We start from the raw sequence: 17,576 nt of genomic DNA on the forward strand, positions 1-17,576 counted from the left end.
TGACTAAGCTAATATTTCAGTCTAAGTGAAAAGACGTTATTTTTTCGCTAATTGGACAGTGGTTGGTTCTGGGAATACCACTTATTTCCAATTATTAGCAAGGATACTCTGGCGACCTCATGATGAAATTTATCCTCCCCTTTAAGATAAAGAAATTAACCTTCAGTGCTGGCTTATTGCTTTTGGTGCTGCCCGCCGCGCATGCGGCTGGAGACCCGGCTGCTCCGCCGGTAGATGCCAAAGCCTATGTGCTGATGGATTACAACAGTGGAAAGGTGTTGGTGGAAGGGAACAGTGACCAGCGCCTCGATCCGGCCAGTTTGACTAAGATTATGTCCAGTTATGTGATTGGACAGGCCATTAAAGCGGGGAAAGTGCACCCTGATGATTTAGTGACCGTGGGGAAAGATGCCTGGGCTACGGGTAATCCGGCATTACGTGGTTCCTCACTGATGTTTTTGAAACCGGGCGATCAGGTAAAATTGTCCGATTTGAATAAAGGTATTGTGATTCAGTCAGGCAATGATGCCAGTATTGCGTTGGCCGATTATGTGGCTGGTAGCCAAGACAGTTTTGTTGGCCTGATGAACAATTACGCCAAAGCCTTGGGCCTGGCGAATACTCACTTTATGACCGTCCATGGTCTTGATGCGCCAGGGCAGTACAGCACTGCGCGGGATATGGCGGTATTAGGTCAGGCACTGATCCGCGACGTGCCGGAAGAGTATGCGCTGCACAAAGAGAAAGAATTCACTTTTAATAAGATTCGTCAGATTAACCGTAATCGTCTGCTATGGAGCACTAATCTCAATGTGGATGGCATGAAAACCGGTTTTACCTCCGGTGCGGGGCATAATCTGGTCGCATCTGCAACCGAAGGGCCAATGCGTTTAATCTCTGTGGTGTTAGGTGCACCCAGTGATCGGGTTCGCTTTAGTGAAAGTGAAAAACTGTTGACCTGGGGCTTCCGTTTCTATGAAACCGTGGTGCCGATTAAAGCCACCAAACCTTTTGTGACGCAGAAAGTATGGTTTGGTGATACCGGCGAGGCCGAGCTTGGGGTGGCAGAGGATGCCGCTATCACTATCCCGAAAGGGCAGATGAAGGATCTTAAAGCCAGTTATAAGTTGGATCAAACGGAGCTGCGTGCGCCGCTGGCCAAAAATCAAGTGGTCGGAACCATCGATTTTCAGCTTAATGGCAAGACGATTGACCAACGCCCGCTGGTGGTATTAAACGAAGTAAAAGAGGGCGGTTTCTTTAGTCGCATCTGGGACTTCGTGATGATGAAACTCAGTCAATGGTTTGGTAGCGTATTTGGCTAGTTTAAAGAAGATGATTGATTAATATGCTAAAAGGGCTACTGAAAAGTAGCCCTTTTAGCATATTAGGTGACCTATCACTGATATAAATCAGTTACAGGCAACGATCTTGATTGCTAACCCCCCTCGGGAGGTTTCGCGGTATTTAGAATTCATATCTTTGCCGGTTTCATACATCGTTTCGATGACTTTATCCAGACAAACACTGGGTTCGCTAGTACGACGTAGCGCCATGCGCGCAGAGTTAACGGCTTGCACCGCAGAAATTGCATTACGCTCAATACACGGCACTTGAACTTGCCCTGCCACTGGGTCACAGGTCAGCCCTAGGTTATGCTCCATCGCGATTTCTGCTGCAATGCACACCTGAGCAGGGCTACCGCCCATCAACTCAGCCAAGCCTGCTGCGGCCATGGAACAGGCCACACCCACTTCGCCCTGACAACCCACTTCAGCGCCGGAAATAGACGCATTCATTTTATACAGCGCCCCAATCACACCAGAGACCAGGAAGTAGCGACTGTATGAGTTCTCATTTACCTGACGAATGAATTTGTCGTAGTAAGATAAAACTGCCGGAATAATGCCACACGCGCCGTTAGTCGGGGCAGTCACGACCCGCCCGCCCGCAGCGTTCTCTTCATTGACGGCTAATGCATACATATTAATCCAATCGACAACCATCATCGGATCCGAGTTATTTTTATCGGTACTAACCAGCATTCGGCGCAAAGCTGCGGCGCGACGTGGTACTTTCATTGGACCAGGCAATAACCCTTCAGTATTGATGCCGCGCTCAATACCGGCACGCATCACTGCCCAGATTGCGGCAAAGTGAGCACTTATTTCGGCTTTGCTGTGCAATGCCAGTTCATTTTGCATCACTAAACCGGACAGTGATAAACCGGTATCTTTACAGTGCTTTTGCAAGTCACGGGCAGACTTGAACGGATAAGGCACAGTAATCGCTTGGCTATCTTCCTGACCAAAGTGTGCTTCATCGACAATAAAACCACCGCCGATGGAGTAATACGTTTTACTGAAAATACAGTCATCACCCGCATGAGCGCTGATGGTCATACCATTTTCGTGCAATGGCAGGTTAGTGCTGTGGAAGTTCATCCCGCCATTGGCCGGGAAATCAACTTCGTGGCTGCCGTTTGCCAACAGCAGACGTTCCCGCAACTCTACATCGCGGATAAAACCAGAGATTGCATCAATATCAACGGTATCAGGCAGATTCCCCGCCAAACCCATAATAATCGCAATATCGGTATGATGGCCTTTACCGGTAAGAGACAAAGAGCCGTAAACATCAACAGTGATTCGGGTGACGGCAGAAAGATGCCCCAGTTCGATTAGGTCATCGGTAAACAGCTTGCCAGCCTTCATTGGGCCGACGGTATGAGAGCTGGATGGACCAATACCAATCTTGAAAATGTCAAAAACGCTGACCATATATCGCCCCTTAAAGGTTCTAATTATTAAAGTGATGACATTGCCGTGGTAGGAAGCCGGAGCGGACGCTCCGGTTTTTGAAACAATTTACAACATCAGACCATGATAACTGGCTGGCCGTGGACGTTGGCCAGCCTCAGAATCATTTACCGAACAGGCTGAACAAGATTGCAGAGATAGCAATCAGGCCCATGATAACCACGAATACGTTGCTGATATGGCCGCTGTACTTACGCATCGCTGGAACTTTATGGATTGCGTACATTGGCATCAGGAACAACAGCATCGCGATGATTGGGCCACCCAAGGTTTCAATCATACCCAAAATGCTTGGGTTCATGGTTGCGACGATCCAGGTTGTTACCAGCATGAACAGGGCAGTAATACGGTTCAGTTTGTCATGATTGATGGTTTTGCCTTTGCTACGCAGAGACTTAATCATCATGCCATTAAAGCCTTCACGTGCGCCCAGATAGTGACCCAGGAAAGACTTGGTGATAGCGATAAAGGCAATAACCGGCGCCATGTAGGCAATTATTGGAGTATTAAAGTGGTTAGCCAGGTAAGACAGAATAGAAATGTTCTGGCTTTTCGCATCCGCCAGATCCGCAGGAGACAGGCTCAGTACGCAACTGAAGACGAAGAACATAACGGTGACAACCATCATGATGTGAGCAAAAGCCAAAATGCGTGAACATTTTTTCTCTGCATCTACGCCGTACTCTTCACGTTTTGATACTGCAAACGCCGAGATGATAGGGGAGTGGTTGAATGAGAACACCATGACCGGAATAACCAGCCACATGGTCATCCACAGACCGCTACCAGTACCGTTGCCGTCCATTGATACATGTTCAAATATTGCACCGGTCCAGTTAGGGATCAGGTACACAGCCAACAACATCAATGCTGCAACAAACGGGAATACCAGAATACTCATTGCTTTTACAATGGCATGCTCACCAAAACGCACGATAGTCATCAGGCCCACGATCAGAATCAGGGACAAAATAGCACGCGGTGGTGATGGTAGATGCATCTGGTGGGTAATGAAGCTATCAACGGTGTTGGTGATTGCCACACTGTATACCAATAAAATCGGGTAGATAGCGAAGAAGTAAAGCAGGGTAATCAACTTACCTGCGCCGATACCAAAGTGCTCTTCAACCACTTCAGTAATGTCTTCACCTGGGTTTTTGCCTGACAGCACAAACCGGCAGAGACCACGGTGAGCAAAGAAGGTCATCGGGAAAGCAATGATGGCCATTACAATCAGCGGCAGAAGGCCGCCGATACCGGCATTGATAGGCAGGAACAATACGCCTGCACCGATTGCAGTACCGTACAGGCCCAACATCCACATGGTGTCACTTTTACGCCATGTGCTTGATGAAACTTTTCCCGGGGAGGCAATAGTGCCTGCTTGAGTAGTGTCCATAAAGATCTCCACTGTGAACACGTTAATTTAAAATTAAGAGCCGAAAGTTAGATACCCGCTATGCATTATCGAGTTGCATAATCAGGCGAAAAATTCAGTCAAAACGATTCGTTTAAAATTGGTGCCCTGGTTATTACTTTGGTGCCGTAATCGTGCTTTATACCTAAATTGTCAAGTGCAAAATTTAACCGATATTAAGAAGATGAATTCGCGGTATCGGATATTTTTGGTGTTCTTGGAAGAACAATAGTTTTTGCTGGCGGCAAGATAGCGATTTGCAGTGAAAACTACCGTGATCATGCTCCCAAATGCTTAATAAACTCGCCGCCGATCATTTGTTACGAATTTAAAACTGATTGTTATGTAAATGTTTATGATTTATCACTAGAAATAATGAAAAGTATACTTTCCCTTCTGGCCGATAAATAAACAGACTATTCTTTATTCCTTGCTTCTTGGCGTGCAATATATTTTAACCACGCTTATGGATCTAGCGGAAATCGATTTTTTCACTGATTTATTGATGAATATCATTAGTTTAAAACAACAAAAATAATTTAACTTGTTGATTTTTAATGTTATTAAATCAATTATCATGTGATGGTGGTTTATGGAATTGATGATAAATTCAACAGGAAAATAAGAGGAAAAAAGACAATAGGCATAGTGAGGGGGAATAAGTCAGCGCATGATTATTAGTATCGAGCCCTATATTTGTCATATAAATTTTTTCTGTCACTAATTTGTCTGACAATAAACTAACGTTATTCTTTTATTTAAATGCGTTAAATGAACACTAAATGTTAAATTAATTTACCTTAAATCTTTATACTGTTGCATGTTCATTTAATAATGGAATTGTGTTTTAGAAATTTGATAGGCAAAGAGTAATTTAACCACAAATATAATATGGTTATTTAATGTTGTGCTATTCTGCTTAAATATAATCCAATTTTTACTTGATATATACGGATAGGTTTATCGACCCGGTATTTACCGGGTTAAGATTTTTGCTATGTAATCAAGTCTAACAGTCGATTTTGATGCCATGTTGTAAAAAGAACTGGCTGAACTCGGCATCAGGCTGGCGGTCGGTGACTAACGCATCAAACAGGGTCAATGCTCCAATGCTGGCAGGTTTTATTTTACCGAACTTACTGTGGTCGGCCACCAGGATTTTCTGTTGTGATTTGGCCATAGCTCGGTGCTTTAACAGAATTTCATCGAAGTTGAAACAGGTGGCGCCATACTCAATTGAAACGCCGGCTGCGGAGATAAAAGCTTTGTTTGGGCAGGCATTGTCCAGCTCATTGTGCTGACTGATCGGTGTGAAAATATAGTTATTGGGTTTGAATTCACCACCGCACAGAATCACTTTACAGTTGGGTTTGTCTTGTAAGGAAAGAAAGGTGTTAAGGGAGTAACAAATGGCAGTAAATACCAGTTCTTCGTCTATCTCGTCGATAATAGAGGGAATTGTAGTGCCGCAGTCAAAAAAAACCGTATCATTTTCGGCGATCAACCTTGCTGCCAACTGACCAATACGGCGTTTTTCTTCCACCTGTTTGGCTTGCTGGTCAGAAACAAAATAGTTATTGGCGTTATTGCTTTTAGGGTCCATCACCACATAACCACCCAACAAAATCACGGCGGTCGGCTCGGCGCTAAGATCACGGCGAATAGTCATTTCAGAGACTCGCAGCAAATTGGCCGCGTCTTTGAGGTGGATTTTGTCGGAACGCTTTAGGGCCTGAGTAAGTTTATTGATTCGTTCTGCACGGCGGGTTTCCATAAGCTATTCCTGACAAACAATTATTAATACCATACGTTGCACTATAGTTTCTTATAATACAACGTATTGCAATAAATAAGCCCGGCAGTAGCCGGGCTGACAATCGATTCGAATCTAAACAATCGATTAATAGACTTACAATGAGTTAGTAGCTTGATGCCACGGCCTGTTGGCCCGAAACAATGGTTACACCAGAGCTGGTACCAATGCGTGTCGCCCCTGCGTTGATCATGATTTCTGCTGTCTTTTGATCACGAACTGCACCAGAGGCTTTAACGCCTATTACCGGACCAACCGTAGCACGCATCAATTTAACATGTTCTTCTTTGGCACCACCGGTGCTGAAGCCTGTTGAGGTTTTCACAAAAGCTACGTCAAGCTCACGACACATTTCACAAACTTGTACGATTTGAGCATCACTTAGCAGGCAGGTTTCTAATATTACCTTCAACGGTGTAGTGGCGCAAATATCACGTACAGCCTTAATATCGGCTTTAACTTCGGCAATTTTGCCACTTTTTAGCCAGCCAACATTGATAACCATATCAATCTCTTGCGCCCCAGCGTTGATTGCTGCCTGAGCTTCAAAGGCTTTTGCTTCAGTCAGACCCGCACCCAGTGGAAAACCAATGACTGAGCACACCTTAACCGTACTACCGGCTAACTGTTGGGCGGCGACTGGCACGTATCCAGAATTAACACATACGGCATAGAAATGATGCTGTTTAGCTTCTTCACACAGCTTGATAATTTGGGCTTCCGTGGCATCCATTGCCAATAGAGTATGGTCAATGTAATTAGCATAATTGATCGTCATGATTTTTATCCTTTTGTTCATCTGTAAGTTATCACTACTGTTATAATAGTAACATTATCAGAGGAAAACAAAGGTAATTCTCACATATTCAACTGTTTTACATTTTATTTTGTTATTTTAATTACATTTTAGCGGCTTAAATGCACCGGTAATCAATAGGTGACTTTCTTTTGTAAATTGATTTTAAAGGATTATTTTATAATGTGACTGGCGGCGGTGGATATTGCCGATCTTTTAGAGCCATCGGCAATGTGAGATTTATAACCTAGCGTGACTAGCTTCTGACCCATCCTCTACTGATAGGCAGAGCAAAACTAATACGATAAAGGCGAGTCATACCACTTGCGATAGCGTCACCGAATAAATTCCATACTAACTGTGCGAATAGGCAACCAATAATCCCTAATAAGAAGGCACCCACCATATCTAATGGCCAATGAACACCCAGGTAAATACGTGACCATGCAATGGCGGCCGCGACGACCATCATGCTGACTGCGGACCAGAGTTTGTGCCAAAAAACAAAGGCTAAGGCAAAGGTGAAAATAGCAGTGCCGTGATCACTTGGGAAAGAACTGTCGGGTGCATGGCTCATAAAGTTATAGCCAAAACCGACAACAAAAGGGCGATCGTGTGGGATAAGCATCCCGATACAAGCCGCTGAAAGCATAGAGAAAGCAAGAGCGATTGCTGCCTTGGTTACCACTGCTCGCTGCAAGTTAATGCTATCTTTTGGCCCCCATAGCCACAGTGCCACCAGTAACATGGGGATAATCATGATCAGGTCACGTGCGATGAAGGTCGCAAAAGAAATCATCCATGGCGGTGATGCCGGGGTCGCATTTATCATGGAAAAGAAAAAATAGTTCATTTGTTCCATTATTCAGTACCTTTATCGCGGCGGTAAAAACCGCTAATCATCCAAAACAGAGCCAACTGGCTCAGCCATACCCACCAACCCGCCCACAGGTTATGAGTAAGAAAATGTGCCCCGCGCATAATTTGACCAAACCCCATCAACATGCCAAGACCAATACCGAGCAACCAACACAGCGAAGCCAACCGAGGCCGCTCGGGGTAGAACAGGAAGAACAGTGCCATCACGGCAAAACCGCTGGATGCATGGCCACCGGGAAAACAGTGGCCGGGACCTGCACCTACAGGAGCGGTACCCATCAGCGCATAACTGATAGCTTTGCCACCGTACTCCACCAGATCCCAAGGGCAGGAGTGGGCGCTGACGGCCTTTAGCACCCCAACTACCAATGGACCGCTGCCAAACAACAACATGGTCGTCACCAAGCGCCCATTACGGCGATAAATCCCCCATAACAATGCCACCACGGCAGTACTGATAATGGTTATTTTCAATAATCGGTGGTTGAGTAAATCCAGCCAGTAATTGTTTTCCCATGGAAAATTTTGCCCGACGGGATCAAACCAGTAATTACTGATAAACCAATCTAGTTGCTCGTTGTTCGACAGCCACAGAAAGAGCAATCCACAGATCACTAACCCAAAAACCTGCCAAAAATAGAAGGATAACGGCAACGAGTAAAGGGAGTTTGTCTTAATTATCTGTGCTGTTGAGGCATTATTTAATGTCACTGGAGTGACATCGGCTTGAGAGGTGGGTTTACTGGTCTTCACGAAGTAACCTGAAGCGGAAATAGGGAATACTAATACTGTAATAATATTGTCTTAAGAAAGCCTTAAGGGGCAGATGGCGCGATATGGACGAGAGTAGAAATAGGCAGAACTCAAATTTCAGGCAAGAAAAAACCCGATTAGTCTTGAACCTAAGAAGGCGGGACTATCGGGCTCCTCAATATGGGGACATCAAAGAAAAGCAGTGGCATTAAATCAGACCCCAGTCCAGTAAGAAAGTTCTGGGGAAATAAAAAAAGTATAAAATAATGTTTAGCTTTTTCCGCAACGGCCTTTTTAGTGTACTAGCCTAATACTCCCGGCCAGATAATAACGATCAACGAACCTGCCAATGTTAATAGTACGTTGGCGATGGCATAAGTCCCTGCGTATCCTAGTGCCGGGATGTTACTGCGGGCAGTATCGCTGATGATGTCCATGGCCGGTGCGCAAGTGCGAGCACCCATAATGGCACCAAAAAGCAGAGCACGGTTCATGCGTAATACATAAGCGCCAAAGAGAAAGCAGATGACGACTGGGACCAGACTCACGATTAGGCCAGAGATAAGCATCTGTCCACCGACCGCGCCCAAGCTGCTATTAATACCGCCACCTGCACTTAATCCGACGCCAGCCATAAAGACCATTAACCCGAACTCTTTCACCATATTCAACGCACCTTGCGGGATATAGCCAAAAGTAGGGTGGTTAGCACGTAAAAATCCGAGCATGATGCCAGCCATTAATAGGCCGGCAGCATTACCAATGCCGAAACTGAAATTACTGAATTGGAAGGTAATTAAACCAATCATCAATCCGAGAATAAAGAAGGCACAGAAAGCCAGCAGGTCGGTGACCTGACTGTGAATAGAGATAAAGCCAATTTTTTCTGCCACGCTTTTAACGCGCCGTGCATCACCGCTGACTTGCAGTACGTCGCCTTTATTCAATACTACGTTGTCATCAATCGGCATTTCAATTTGGCTGCGGATCACCCGGTTTAGGAAACAGCCGTGGTCAGTCAATTTTAAGTGGCTGAGTCGCTTTCCAACAGCATTGCTATTTTTAACCACAATTTCTTCGGTAACAATGCGCATGTCCAGCAGGTCACGGTCGAAAACTTCTTTACCGTTACGAAAACTGGGATCAAGACGGGAGTGAGCGTCAGGGTAACCGACCAGTGAAATCTCGTCTCCCACTTGCAGCACCGCATCACCATCTGGGTTGGCTAAAATACCATTGCGGCGAATACGCTCAATATAACAACCCGTCTGGCGGTAAATACCTAATTCACGTAGATTTTTACCATCTGCCCATGCCACCAGTTCCGGGCCAACCCGGTAAGCGCGAATGACAGGCAAATAGACCTTACGCTGGCTATCGGTATCCAGACCGCGCTCCCGAGCAATCTGCTGAGCACTGGTCGGTAAGTCCTGGTGTTGGAGTTTGGGCAAATAACGTGCGCCCAAAATCAGGCTCACCAGCCCGATAAGATAGGTTAGGGCGTACCCGAGGCTCAGATTATCCTGCGCGTGTTGCAACGCCGGGTTATTGGCGATGGTATGGCGCAACGTATCACCTGCACCGACCAAAACCGGTGTGGAGGTCATGGAGCCTGCCAGCATCCCGGCAGTCAGGCCAATATCCCAGCCAAATAATTTACCCAGCCCCAACGCCAGAATCATTGCGCTACTTACCATGACCAGAGCGAGCATCAGGTAGTTTTTACCGTCGCGGAAAAATATAGAGAAAAAGTTTGGACCGGCTTCAACACCGACACAAAAAATAAATAGCATAAAGCCCAGATTCAGCGCTTCAGTATTGATGGTAAAGTGCTGTTGCCCAAGCAACAGTGATACCACCAACACACCAATAGCATTACCTAATTGAATAGGGCCGAGTCGCAGTTTACCCAGGCACAACCCCAAGGCTAAAACTACGAATAACAGCAAGATGTAATTGCCGTTTAACAGATTTGCGACGTTTATATTCACGAGTATGACTTTCTATTTAGCTCGAATGACCACGATGTATACGCTCTTGGTTTAAAGGTAGAAGGGGCATTTCTTTAAACTCAGAATATTTATCGCTAAACAGCACATAAAGGCAGGCGATAGTGGGAGTTATTCTAATCTGTCTGCTGCGAGACAGCCAGTAATAAGCAGGAAGTTTGGTCTCGCTAGAAGGATATGCTTTGTTACCAATTATAGATGGGCTTATATGTTGTTTGTAGGTCGCTTCGTCTGGTTTCCTGAGGCGGTTTTTACTGTGTGGTACTAGAGTCCCAGCAATAAAAAAAGGGCGCTAAGCACCCTTTTTCGAATAAAACCAAATAATATTGGCGAGGAAACGCTCTGTGCGGCTGACCAGATTACTGGAATAGGCTCAGATTTTCTTTAGCGTATGCTTCAAAATCTGTGCAACCGCCAATGTGTTTCTCATCAATGAAGATTTGCGGTACGGTTTCTACCGGTTTGCCGACGGTTTTTTCCAAATCAGCTTTGGTGATACCTTCCGCATGAATATCGATGTAACGGAATTTAAAATCGTCGCGTTCAGTTTCCAGTTTTTCTGCCAGTTCTTTAGCACGGACACAATAAGGACATCCAGGACGCCCGAAAATCACAGCAAACATGTAAAACTCCTTAATTAAATTGAGCTATCCCCGCCATTTCTCAAACAGGGGTAATCACTTCGCCAACAGCTCTTTCTATCTTCAACTGTTAAATGACTTCTAGCGCATTACTCACTCTTACTGCGGTCTACTATGCCCTTTGACGCGGTGAAAAAAAAGCAGGATTTGCCTGTTAGTTTGATTAATCGTACCTATTTGCTTATCGGTACTGTTACAAGTTGTGGGGATTCAATACACTGTATAAACGCTTATGCAGAGCCTATCGGAGGTAAAGATGCGCTCGTTAGGAGATATGCCCCGCATTGTGATTATTTCAGAAGTGCTGGGGATGCTGTTACTGGTTGTTGCCTACCTAAGTATTAATGGCTACTTGTCATTATCTGGTTCAATGGGAACACCAGCTGTCGCCATTATTATGATTTTTGTCGGGATTGGCCTGATGCTCCCTGCCGCTGCGTGTATTGTTTGGCGCGTAGCGAGTGGTTTTGGCCCACTATTAGGTAGCGCCGATAGAATATCAAGGCCGCCATCCAACAAAGAATCAGAGGCAGAGCAGAGCAAAAAGGATAATAAACCCGATCAGGATAATGACTGAGTCTTTATAAGGGCATTAAATTTGTCGGTATTGATCATAGCACTGTCGGTTAATATTCCGTAAGCTATGCCACTTTTCGTCTTATGAGAATCGTGAGGTAGGTAGTTATGGATTCACTCATCGTCCCGGATTTAGCCTTATTACGGCGTTGGCTGGATCAACTCGGTATCTCATTTTTTGAGTGCGACTCCTGTCAGGCGCTGCATTTGCCGCATATGCAGAACTTTGAGGGCGTGTTTGATGCCAAAGTTGATTTGGTTGATAACATCATCTTGTTCTCGGCGCTGGCTGAAGTCAGGCCGACGGCCCTTATCCCGTTAGTCGCGGATCTGAGTCAAATAAATGCCAGCTCGCTGACGGTTAAAGCCTTTATCGATATTCAGGATGATAATTTGCCGAAATTGATTGTCTGCCAGTCACTGACGGTAGAAGTGGGTGTCACATTTGCTCAATTTGGCTATTTTATGCAGCAGTGTGAAGAGCAGATTTCGATGATCATTCTGGAAGCGCGTGCCAATGATTTACTGTTTATTGGCAACAGTGACGACGATGAATCGCTACAGACGGCGACGGCTTATCCGGTTATCCACTAATATCCCTTCATTAAATGTGCCGCTGATAGCGGTGGCACACTGTTATTTCCCCTGTAAACCATAAGATATTCTGCTTTTTACCCTACTTTGCCAGATATTTATCGCCGTTTATGCCATTAGTGGCGCATTACATAGATAGAATGTGCATAAAAAATCGATAAAAGGCGTTTTTTACCCTAGAGTATGGTACGGATTGCCAAGTGCGGTTATGCTGCTGTTTCTGCAAAGGGCATAATATTCCTCCGCCTAAACAGTGATTATTCTTACTAGGTGAATAATCACTCACCGTGCATAGTCATGCATCTGGTGCAGGTGGCAATAGCACTCGGCAGGGCAAAGGTGTTGTATCCTAGCGGATACAAATTTAGCGCACGACTTCACCCCCTATTCTGGAGGAGTTAACGGATGTTCACCCATCGTAAAAAGTGGTTATCGGGTGTTGCTGCTGGCTTATTAATGGCCGCGTCCGTCTCAGCATCTGCTGAGGAAAAAACACTGCACGTTTACAACTGGTCCGATTATATCGCACCCGATACGCTGGCTAATTTCCAAAAGGAAACCGGCATTAAGGTTGTCTATGATGTGTTTGACTCCAACGAGGTGTTGGAAGGTAAGTTGATGGCCGGGAGTACCGGGTTTGATTTAGTGGTGCCATCAGCTAGTTTCCTTGAGCGCCAATTGTCTGCGGGTGTCTTTAAGCCGTTAGATAAAAGTAAGCTACCTAATTATAAAAATCTCGATCCTGAGTTGTTGGCGCTGGTCAGCAAACACGACCCAGAAAATAAATATGCTATTCCTTATTTGTGGGCGACAACAGGTATCGGCTATAACGTCGAGAAAGTGAAAGCTGCGCTGGGGAAAGATGCGCCAGTAAACAGTTGGGATCTGGTGCTGAAACCTGAAAATCTTGAGAAGTTGAAAAGTTGCGGTGTCTCTTTCCTGGATGCACCAAGTGAGATCTTTGCAATTGTACTCAATTACTTAGGTAAAGACCCAAACAGTATTCAGGCGACCGACTACACCGGTCCTGCCACTGAATTATTGCTGAAACTGCGGCCGAACATCCGTTACTTCCACTCTTCACAATATATTAATGATCTGGCAAATGGTGACATCTGCGTCGCTGTCGGTTGGGCCGGTGACATCATGCAGGCCTCTAATCGGGCCAAAGAAGCGAAAAATGGCGTGAATGTGGCCTACAGCATTCCGAAGGAAGGCGCATTAGCCTTCTTTGATGTGTTTGCGATGCCATCTGATGCTAAAAATCAGGATGAAGCCTATCAGTTCCTGAATTACCTGATGCGCCCTGATGTGATTGCTAATATCAGTAATCATGTGTTCTATGCCAACGCCAACAAAGCGGCAACGCCATTGGTAAATGCAGAAGTACGTGATAACCCTGGTATTTATCCGCCAGCGGATGTGCGCGCCAAAATGTTCACGCTGAAAGTACAAGACCCGAAAATTGATCGTGTGATCACCCGGGCTTGGACAAAAGTGAAAAGTGGTAAATAACCCATTGGTGTGGATCAGTAGCTTGCGTTCAACGCGTGGCTGATATCACATTGATGGAAAGTGAAATGAACGAGGGTAGGGGCAGGGAGTTTATCTTCCTGTTCCTGTTTTTTATTGTGCCGCACCTTAAATGCGGCCTGTTCTGCTTTTACGGAGAGCACGCTGAGTGAATGATGTAATTCCCCGCCCGCAGCCAAAATCCCAGAAGGTGTTTACACCCTTGTTGGAGATCCGCAACTTAACCAAGTCATTTGATGGTCAGGCCGCGGTAGATGACGTCAATCTGACTATCTACAAAGGTGAGATTTTTGCGCTGTTAGGGGCTTCAGGCTGTGGTAAATCCACCCTGTTGCGGATGCTGGCCGGTTTTGAGCAGCCGACTCAGGGGCAGATAGTGCTCGATGGGCAGGACTTGTCTCATGTGCCGCCGTATCAGCGCCCGATCAATATGATGTTCCAGTCTTATGCGTTATTTCCCCATATGACGGTTGAGCAAAATATCGCGTTTGGCTTGAAGCAAGACAAGTTACCTGCTGATGAGATCAAAAGCCGCGTCGCAGAGATGCTGACATTGGTGCACATGCAAGAGTTTGCTAAGCGTAAACCACACCAACTCTCTGGCGGGCAGCGTCAGCGCGTGGCTCTGGCCCGTAGCTTGGCCAAACGGCCAAAACTGCTGTTGCTGGATGAACCCATGGGGGCGTTGGATAAAAAGCTGCGTGATCGGATGCAACTGGAAGTGGTTGATATCCTGGAGCGGGTGGGGGCGACCTGTGTGATGGTTACCCATGACCAGGAAGAAGCGATGACGATGGCCGGGCGCATCGCCATTATGAACCGTGGCAAGTTTGTGCAAATTGGCGAACCGGAAGAGATTTATGAACATCCGAACAGTAGATTCAGCGCTGAATTTATCGGCTCGGTGAATGTATTTGAGGGAGTACTAAAAGAGCGGCTGGATGATGCATTGGTGATTGACAGCCCTGGTCTGCGCCATCCATTGAAAGTGGATTCTGATGCCTCGGTGGTAGACGGTGTCCCGGTATTTGTGGCTCTGCGCCCGGAAAAAGTGATGTTGTGTGAACAAGTGCCAGAAGATGGCTGCAACTTCGCGGTCGGTGAAGTGGTACACATTGCTTATCTGGGGGATTTATCCATTTATCATGTGAAGTTACACAGCGGGCAGATGCTGAGTGCACAGCTACAAAATGGTCATCGCTACCGTAAAGGGATGCCAACATGGGGCGATGAAGTGCAATTATGTTGGGATGCTGACAGTTGCGTGGTTTTGGGTAATTAAGAGCCTTGGGGAGTTAATATCGTGATGTCTAAATCTACCCGTGGGGCAGCAGAACCACCGACCCGTACTGTCGGGCCGATTAAGGCTTTTGTCCAGCGTTACCAAATGGCGCATGGCCGTAAACTGGTTATTGCCATGCCTTATTTGTGGCTATTTCTGTTGTTTATGTTGCCGTTCCTGATTGTATTCAAAATCAGTCTGGCCGAGATGGCGCGCGCCGTACCCCCTTATACCGATCTGGTTACCTGGCTGGACGGCAAGTTGGATATCTCGCTCAATCTTGGTAACTATCTGCAACTGCTCGATGATCCGCTGTATATCGATGCTTACCTGCAATCATTGCAAGTGGCTGCGGTGTCGACGCTATGCTGCCTGATTATCGGCTATCCATTGGCTTGGGCGATTGCACACAGTAAATCATCCACTCGTAATATCTTATTGCTGTTGGTGATTTTACCTTCATGGACCTCATTCCTCATTCGGGTTTATGCCTGGATGGGTATTCTGAAAAACAATGGAATCTTGAATAATTTCCTGATGTGGACCGGGATTATTGATCAACCGCTGATTATTCTGCACACCAATCTGGCGGTATACATTGGTGTGGTCTATTCCTATCTGCCATTCATGGTACTGCCAATCTATACTGCGCTGACCCGACTGGATTATTCGTTGGTGGAGGCGGCGCTGGATCTGGGGGCCAAGCCATTTAAGACCTTTATCAGTGTCATTGTGCCATTGACCAAAGGTGGCATTGTTGCCGGTTCCATGTTGGTGTTTATCCCTGCGGTGGGTGAGTTTGTTATCCCTGAACTGCTCGGTGGGCCGGACAGCATTATGATTGGTCGTATTTTGTGGCAAGAGTTCTTTAACAATCGCGATTGGCCGGTTGCCTCGGCGGTTGCGACGGTGATGTTAGTGCTGCTGATTGTGCCGATACTCTGGTTCCACAAGCATCAGAATAAAGAGATAGGAGGCCCGGTATGAATAACCTACCGGAAGTACGTTCGGTCTGGCGTCGGGTGATCCTTATTGTCGGTTATACCTTCTTGTATGCGCCGATGTTGATGCTGGTTATCTACTCATTTAACAGCTCTAAACTGGTAACCGTATGGGCGGGGTGGTCAACCCGTTGGTATACAGAGCTATTTAATGATTCAGCGATGATATCTGCCGTTGGCCTGAGTCTGACTATTGCCGCCGCCTCCGCCACGATGGCGGTGGTTCTGGGGACAATAGCCGCGGTGGTGATGGTGCGTTTTGGCCGTTTTCGCGGTTCAACCGGTTTTGCTTTTATGCTGACAGCGCCGTTGGTGATGCCCGATGTGATTACCGGTTTATCATTGCTACTGCTGTTTGTTGCTATGGGGCATGCTATCGGTTGGCCAGCAGAGCGTGGCATGTTCACCATCTGGCTGGCGCACGTCACCTTCTGTACTGCCTATGTGACGGTAGTGATAAGTTCTCGTCTGCGTGAGCTGGACCGTTCTATTGAAGAAGCCGCCATGGATTTGGGGGCCACACCACTGAAAGTGTTCTTCGTGATTACCGTGCCGATGATTGCACCGGCATTAATCTCCGGCTGGTTATTGGCCTTTACTTTATCGCTGGACGATTTAGTGATTGCCAGCTTTGTTGCCGGCCCAGGGGCGACAACCTTGCCGATGCTGGTCTTTTCTAGTGTGCGGATGGGGGTTAATCCAGAGATTAATGCCCTTGCCACACTTATCTTGCTGGTGGTTGGGATAATCGGTTTAATCGCGTGGTGGTTTATGTCCCGTTCGGAAAAGCAGCGGTTGCGTGAATTACGAAAAGCTGCCCGTAGCTGATTGCCGTTAAAACTGTTAGGCTTCATTCTGCTTTAACGCCGCTGACCAGCGGCGTTATTGTCAGGGATAACATTAGGTTGCAGCAACCGGACTGAGGGCAGATAGGGCGACATGAGAAAACTATTTTCATCCTTAGCATTTTCATCCTCTGCAACGACGCCAGTACCGGTCCTCATCGCCGGTACTGCCATTATTGCTACCCGTATCCTCGGCGTATTATTATTGGTTGCGACTCTGGGGTGGGTGGGTACCGGCGAATTTATCAGTGAAAGTCTGCAAAGCTGGGATTTTGGCCTGATCTTCTTGGCCAGTGTGGTGCTATTGCTGTTAGAGATTGTCTGCGGCGCTGCGGTGTGTTATCGCAAGAACTGGGCGCGTTGGTGCTATTTGGCGTGTCAGATTATCGCGAGTGTTTATTTGTTGATGGTGTCACTGGACTGGTTGTATTTAGATGTTTTTCGGGTTGAAGGTGATACCGGCAGCGAAATTCTACATAGCCTACTGTTACAGAAGATCCCTGATGTGGTGATTATCGGTTTGCTGTTTTTCCCCTGGTACCGCTATTTCCCTCAGTCAAAATGAGTGTTTAGCGCGGCACAATGCTACAATTCGCCTCATCAACAGCCTCGGCTGCA

The 17,576-nt window shown here is 46.5% G+C and carries 16 protein-coding genes; 8 read left to right on the plus strand and 8 right to left on the minus strand.

Annotated elements, in window-relative coordinates:
• Positions 1-119: 119 nt before the first annotated feature.
• A complete protein-coding gene (locus V1953_RS07415) occupies positions 120-1,325 on the plus strand; it encodes a serine hydrolase (protein ID WP_083158391.1) in 1,206 nt (401 codons plus the stop codon).
• Between the two features lie 87 nt (positions 1,326-1,412).
• Here the strand turns inward: V1953_RS07415 and V1953_RS07420 are convergent, their stop codons facing one another.
• The 8 genes from V1953_RS07420 to V1953_RS07455 all read right to left on the minus strand — a co-directional run bounded on the left by V1953_RS07420 (position 1,413) and on the right by V1953_RS07455 (position 11,109).
• On the minus strand, positions 1,413-2,780 hold the full coding sequence (locus tag V1953_RS07420; protein ID WP_083158392.1) for an L-serine ammonia-lyase: 1,368 nt from the start codon (positions 2,778-2,780) through the stop codon (positions 1,413-1,415).
• 142 nt (positions 2,781-2,922) lie between these two features.
• On the minus strand, positions 2,923-4,218 hold the full coding sequence (locus V1953_RS07425) for an HAAAP family serine/threonine permease (RefSeq protein ID WP_083158393.1): 1,296 nt from the start codon (positions 4,216-4,218) through the stop codon (positions 2,923-2,925).
• Positions 4,219-5,245: 1,027 nt separating this feature from the next.
• Positions 5,246-6,010: a DNA-binding transcriptional repressor DeoR gene (deoR, locus tag V1953_RS07430; protein WP_083158394.1), complete on the minus strand. Its 765-nt coding sequence runs from the start codon at positions 6,008-6,010 to the stop codon at positions 5,246-5,248.
• A 145-nt stretch (positions 6,011-6,155) separates the two neighbouring features.
• Positions 6,156-6,827: a deoxyribose-phosphate aldolase gene (gene deoC / locus V1953_RS07435; protein ID WP_083158395.1), complete on the minus strand. Its 672-nt coding sequence runs from the start codon at positions 6,825-6,827 to the stop codon at positions 6,156-6,158.
• Between the two features lie 274 nt (positions 6,828-7,101).
• The gene (gene ybjG, locus V1953_RS07440) at positions 7,102-7,707 is read right to left on the minus strand and encodes an undecaprenyl-diphosphate phosphatase (protein WP_372569333.1); all 606 of its coding nucleotides are present in this window, start codon (positions 7,705-7,707) and stop codon (positions 7,102-7,104) included.
• Entirely contained in the window at positions 7,707-8,378 is a 672-nt protein-coding gene (locus V1953_RS07445; RefSeq protein ID WP_442821430.1) for a phosphatase PAP2 family protein, read from the minus strand. The genes ybjG and V1953_RS07445 overlap by 1 nt, the downstream gene beginning before the upstream one ends.
• 401 nt (positions 8,379-8,779) lie before the next feature.
• Entirely contained in the window at positions 8,780-10,468 is a 1,689-nt protein-coding gene (locus V1953_RS07450) for an aspartate:alanine antiporter (RefSeq protein WP_083158397.1), read from the minus strand.
• A gap of 377 nt (positions 10,469-10,845) precedes the next feature.
• Complete coding sequence (locus V1953_RS07455) at positions 10,846-11,109, minus strand: GrxA family glutaredoxin (protein WP_004873700.1); 264 nt, start codon at positions 11,107-11,109, stop codon at positions 10,846-10,848.
• 274 nt (positions 11,110-11,383) lie between these two features.
• On the opposite strand from V1953_RS07455, the gene V1953_RS07460 reads away from it, so the two are divergent.
• The 7 genes from V1953_RS07460 to V1953_RS07490 all read left to right on the plus strand — a co-directional run bounded on the left by V1953_RS07460 (position 11,384) and on the right by V1953_RS07490 (position 17,523).
• A complete protein-coding gene (locus V1953_RS07460) occupies positions 11,384-11,704 on the plus strand; it encodes a YbjC family protein (protein WP_083158398.1) in 321 nt (106 codons plus the stop codon).
• Positions 11,705-11,811: 107 nt separating this feature from the next.
• Complete coding sequence (locus tag V1953_RS07465; RefSeq protein WP_083158399.1) at positions 11,812-12,297, plus strand: YbjN domain-containing protein; 486 nt, start codon at positions 11,812-11,814, stop codon at positions 12,295-12,297.
• Positions 12,298-12,702: 405 nt separating this feature from the next.
• On the plus strand, positions 12,703-13,812 hold the full coding sequence (gene potF / locus V1953_RS07470) for a spermidine/putrescine ABC transporter substrate-binding protein PotF (protein ID WP_442850803.1): 1,110 nt from the start codon (positions 12,703-12,705) through the stop codon (positions 13,810-13,812).
• Positions 13,813-13,978: 166 nt separating this feature from the next.
• Entirely contained in the window at positions 13,979-15,112 is a 1,134-nt protein-coding gene (gene potG / locus V1953_RS07475; protein WP_083158401.1) for a putrescine ABC transporter ATP-binding subunit PotG, read from the plus strand.
• A gap of 24 nt (positions 15,113-15,136) precedes the next feature.
• The gene (potH, locus tag V1953_RS07480) at positions 15,137-16,099 is read left to right on the plus strand and encodes a putrescine ABC transporter permease PotH (protein ID WP_372559361.1); all 963 of its coding nucleotides are present in this window, start codon (positions 15,137-15,139) and stop codon (positions 16,097-16,099) included.
• Positions 16,096-16,941 (plus strand): putrescine ABC transporter permease PotI, encoded by an 846-nt coding sequence (gene potI, locus V1953_RS07485; RefSeq protein ID WP_050084992.1) that lies wholly within the window; start codon positions 16,096-16,098, stop codon positions 16,939-16,941. The genes potH and potI overlap by 4 nt, the downstream gene beginning before the upstream one ends.
• A 111-nt stretch (positions 16,942-17,052) precedes the next feature.
• A complete protein-coding gene (locus V1953_RS07490) occupies positions 17,053-17,523 on the plus strand; it encodes a YbjO family protein (RefSeq protein WP_083158403.1) in 471 nt (156 codons plus the stop codon).
• Positions 17,524-17,576: the final 53 nt, after the last annotated feature.

It is taken from the genome of Yersinia sp. 2541 StPb PI (genome assembly GCF_052217145.1).
GTDB lineage: Bacteria > Pseudomonadota > Gammaproteobacteria > Enterobacterales > Enterobacteriaceae > Yersinia > Yersinia enterocolitica_E.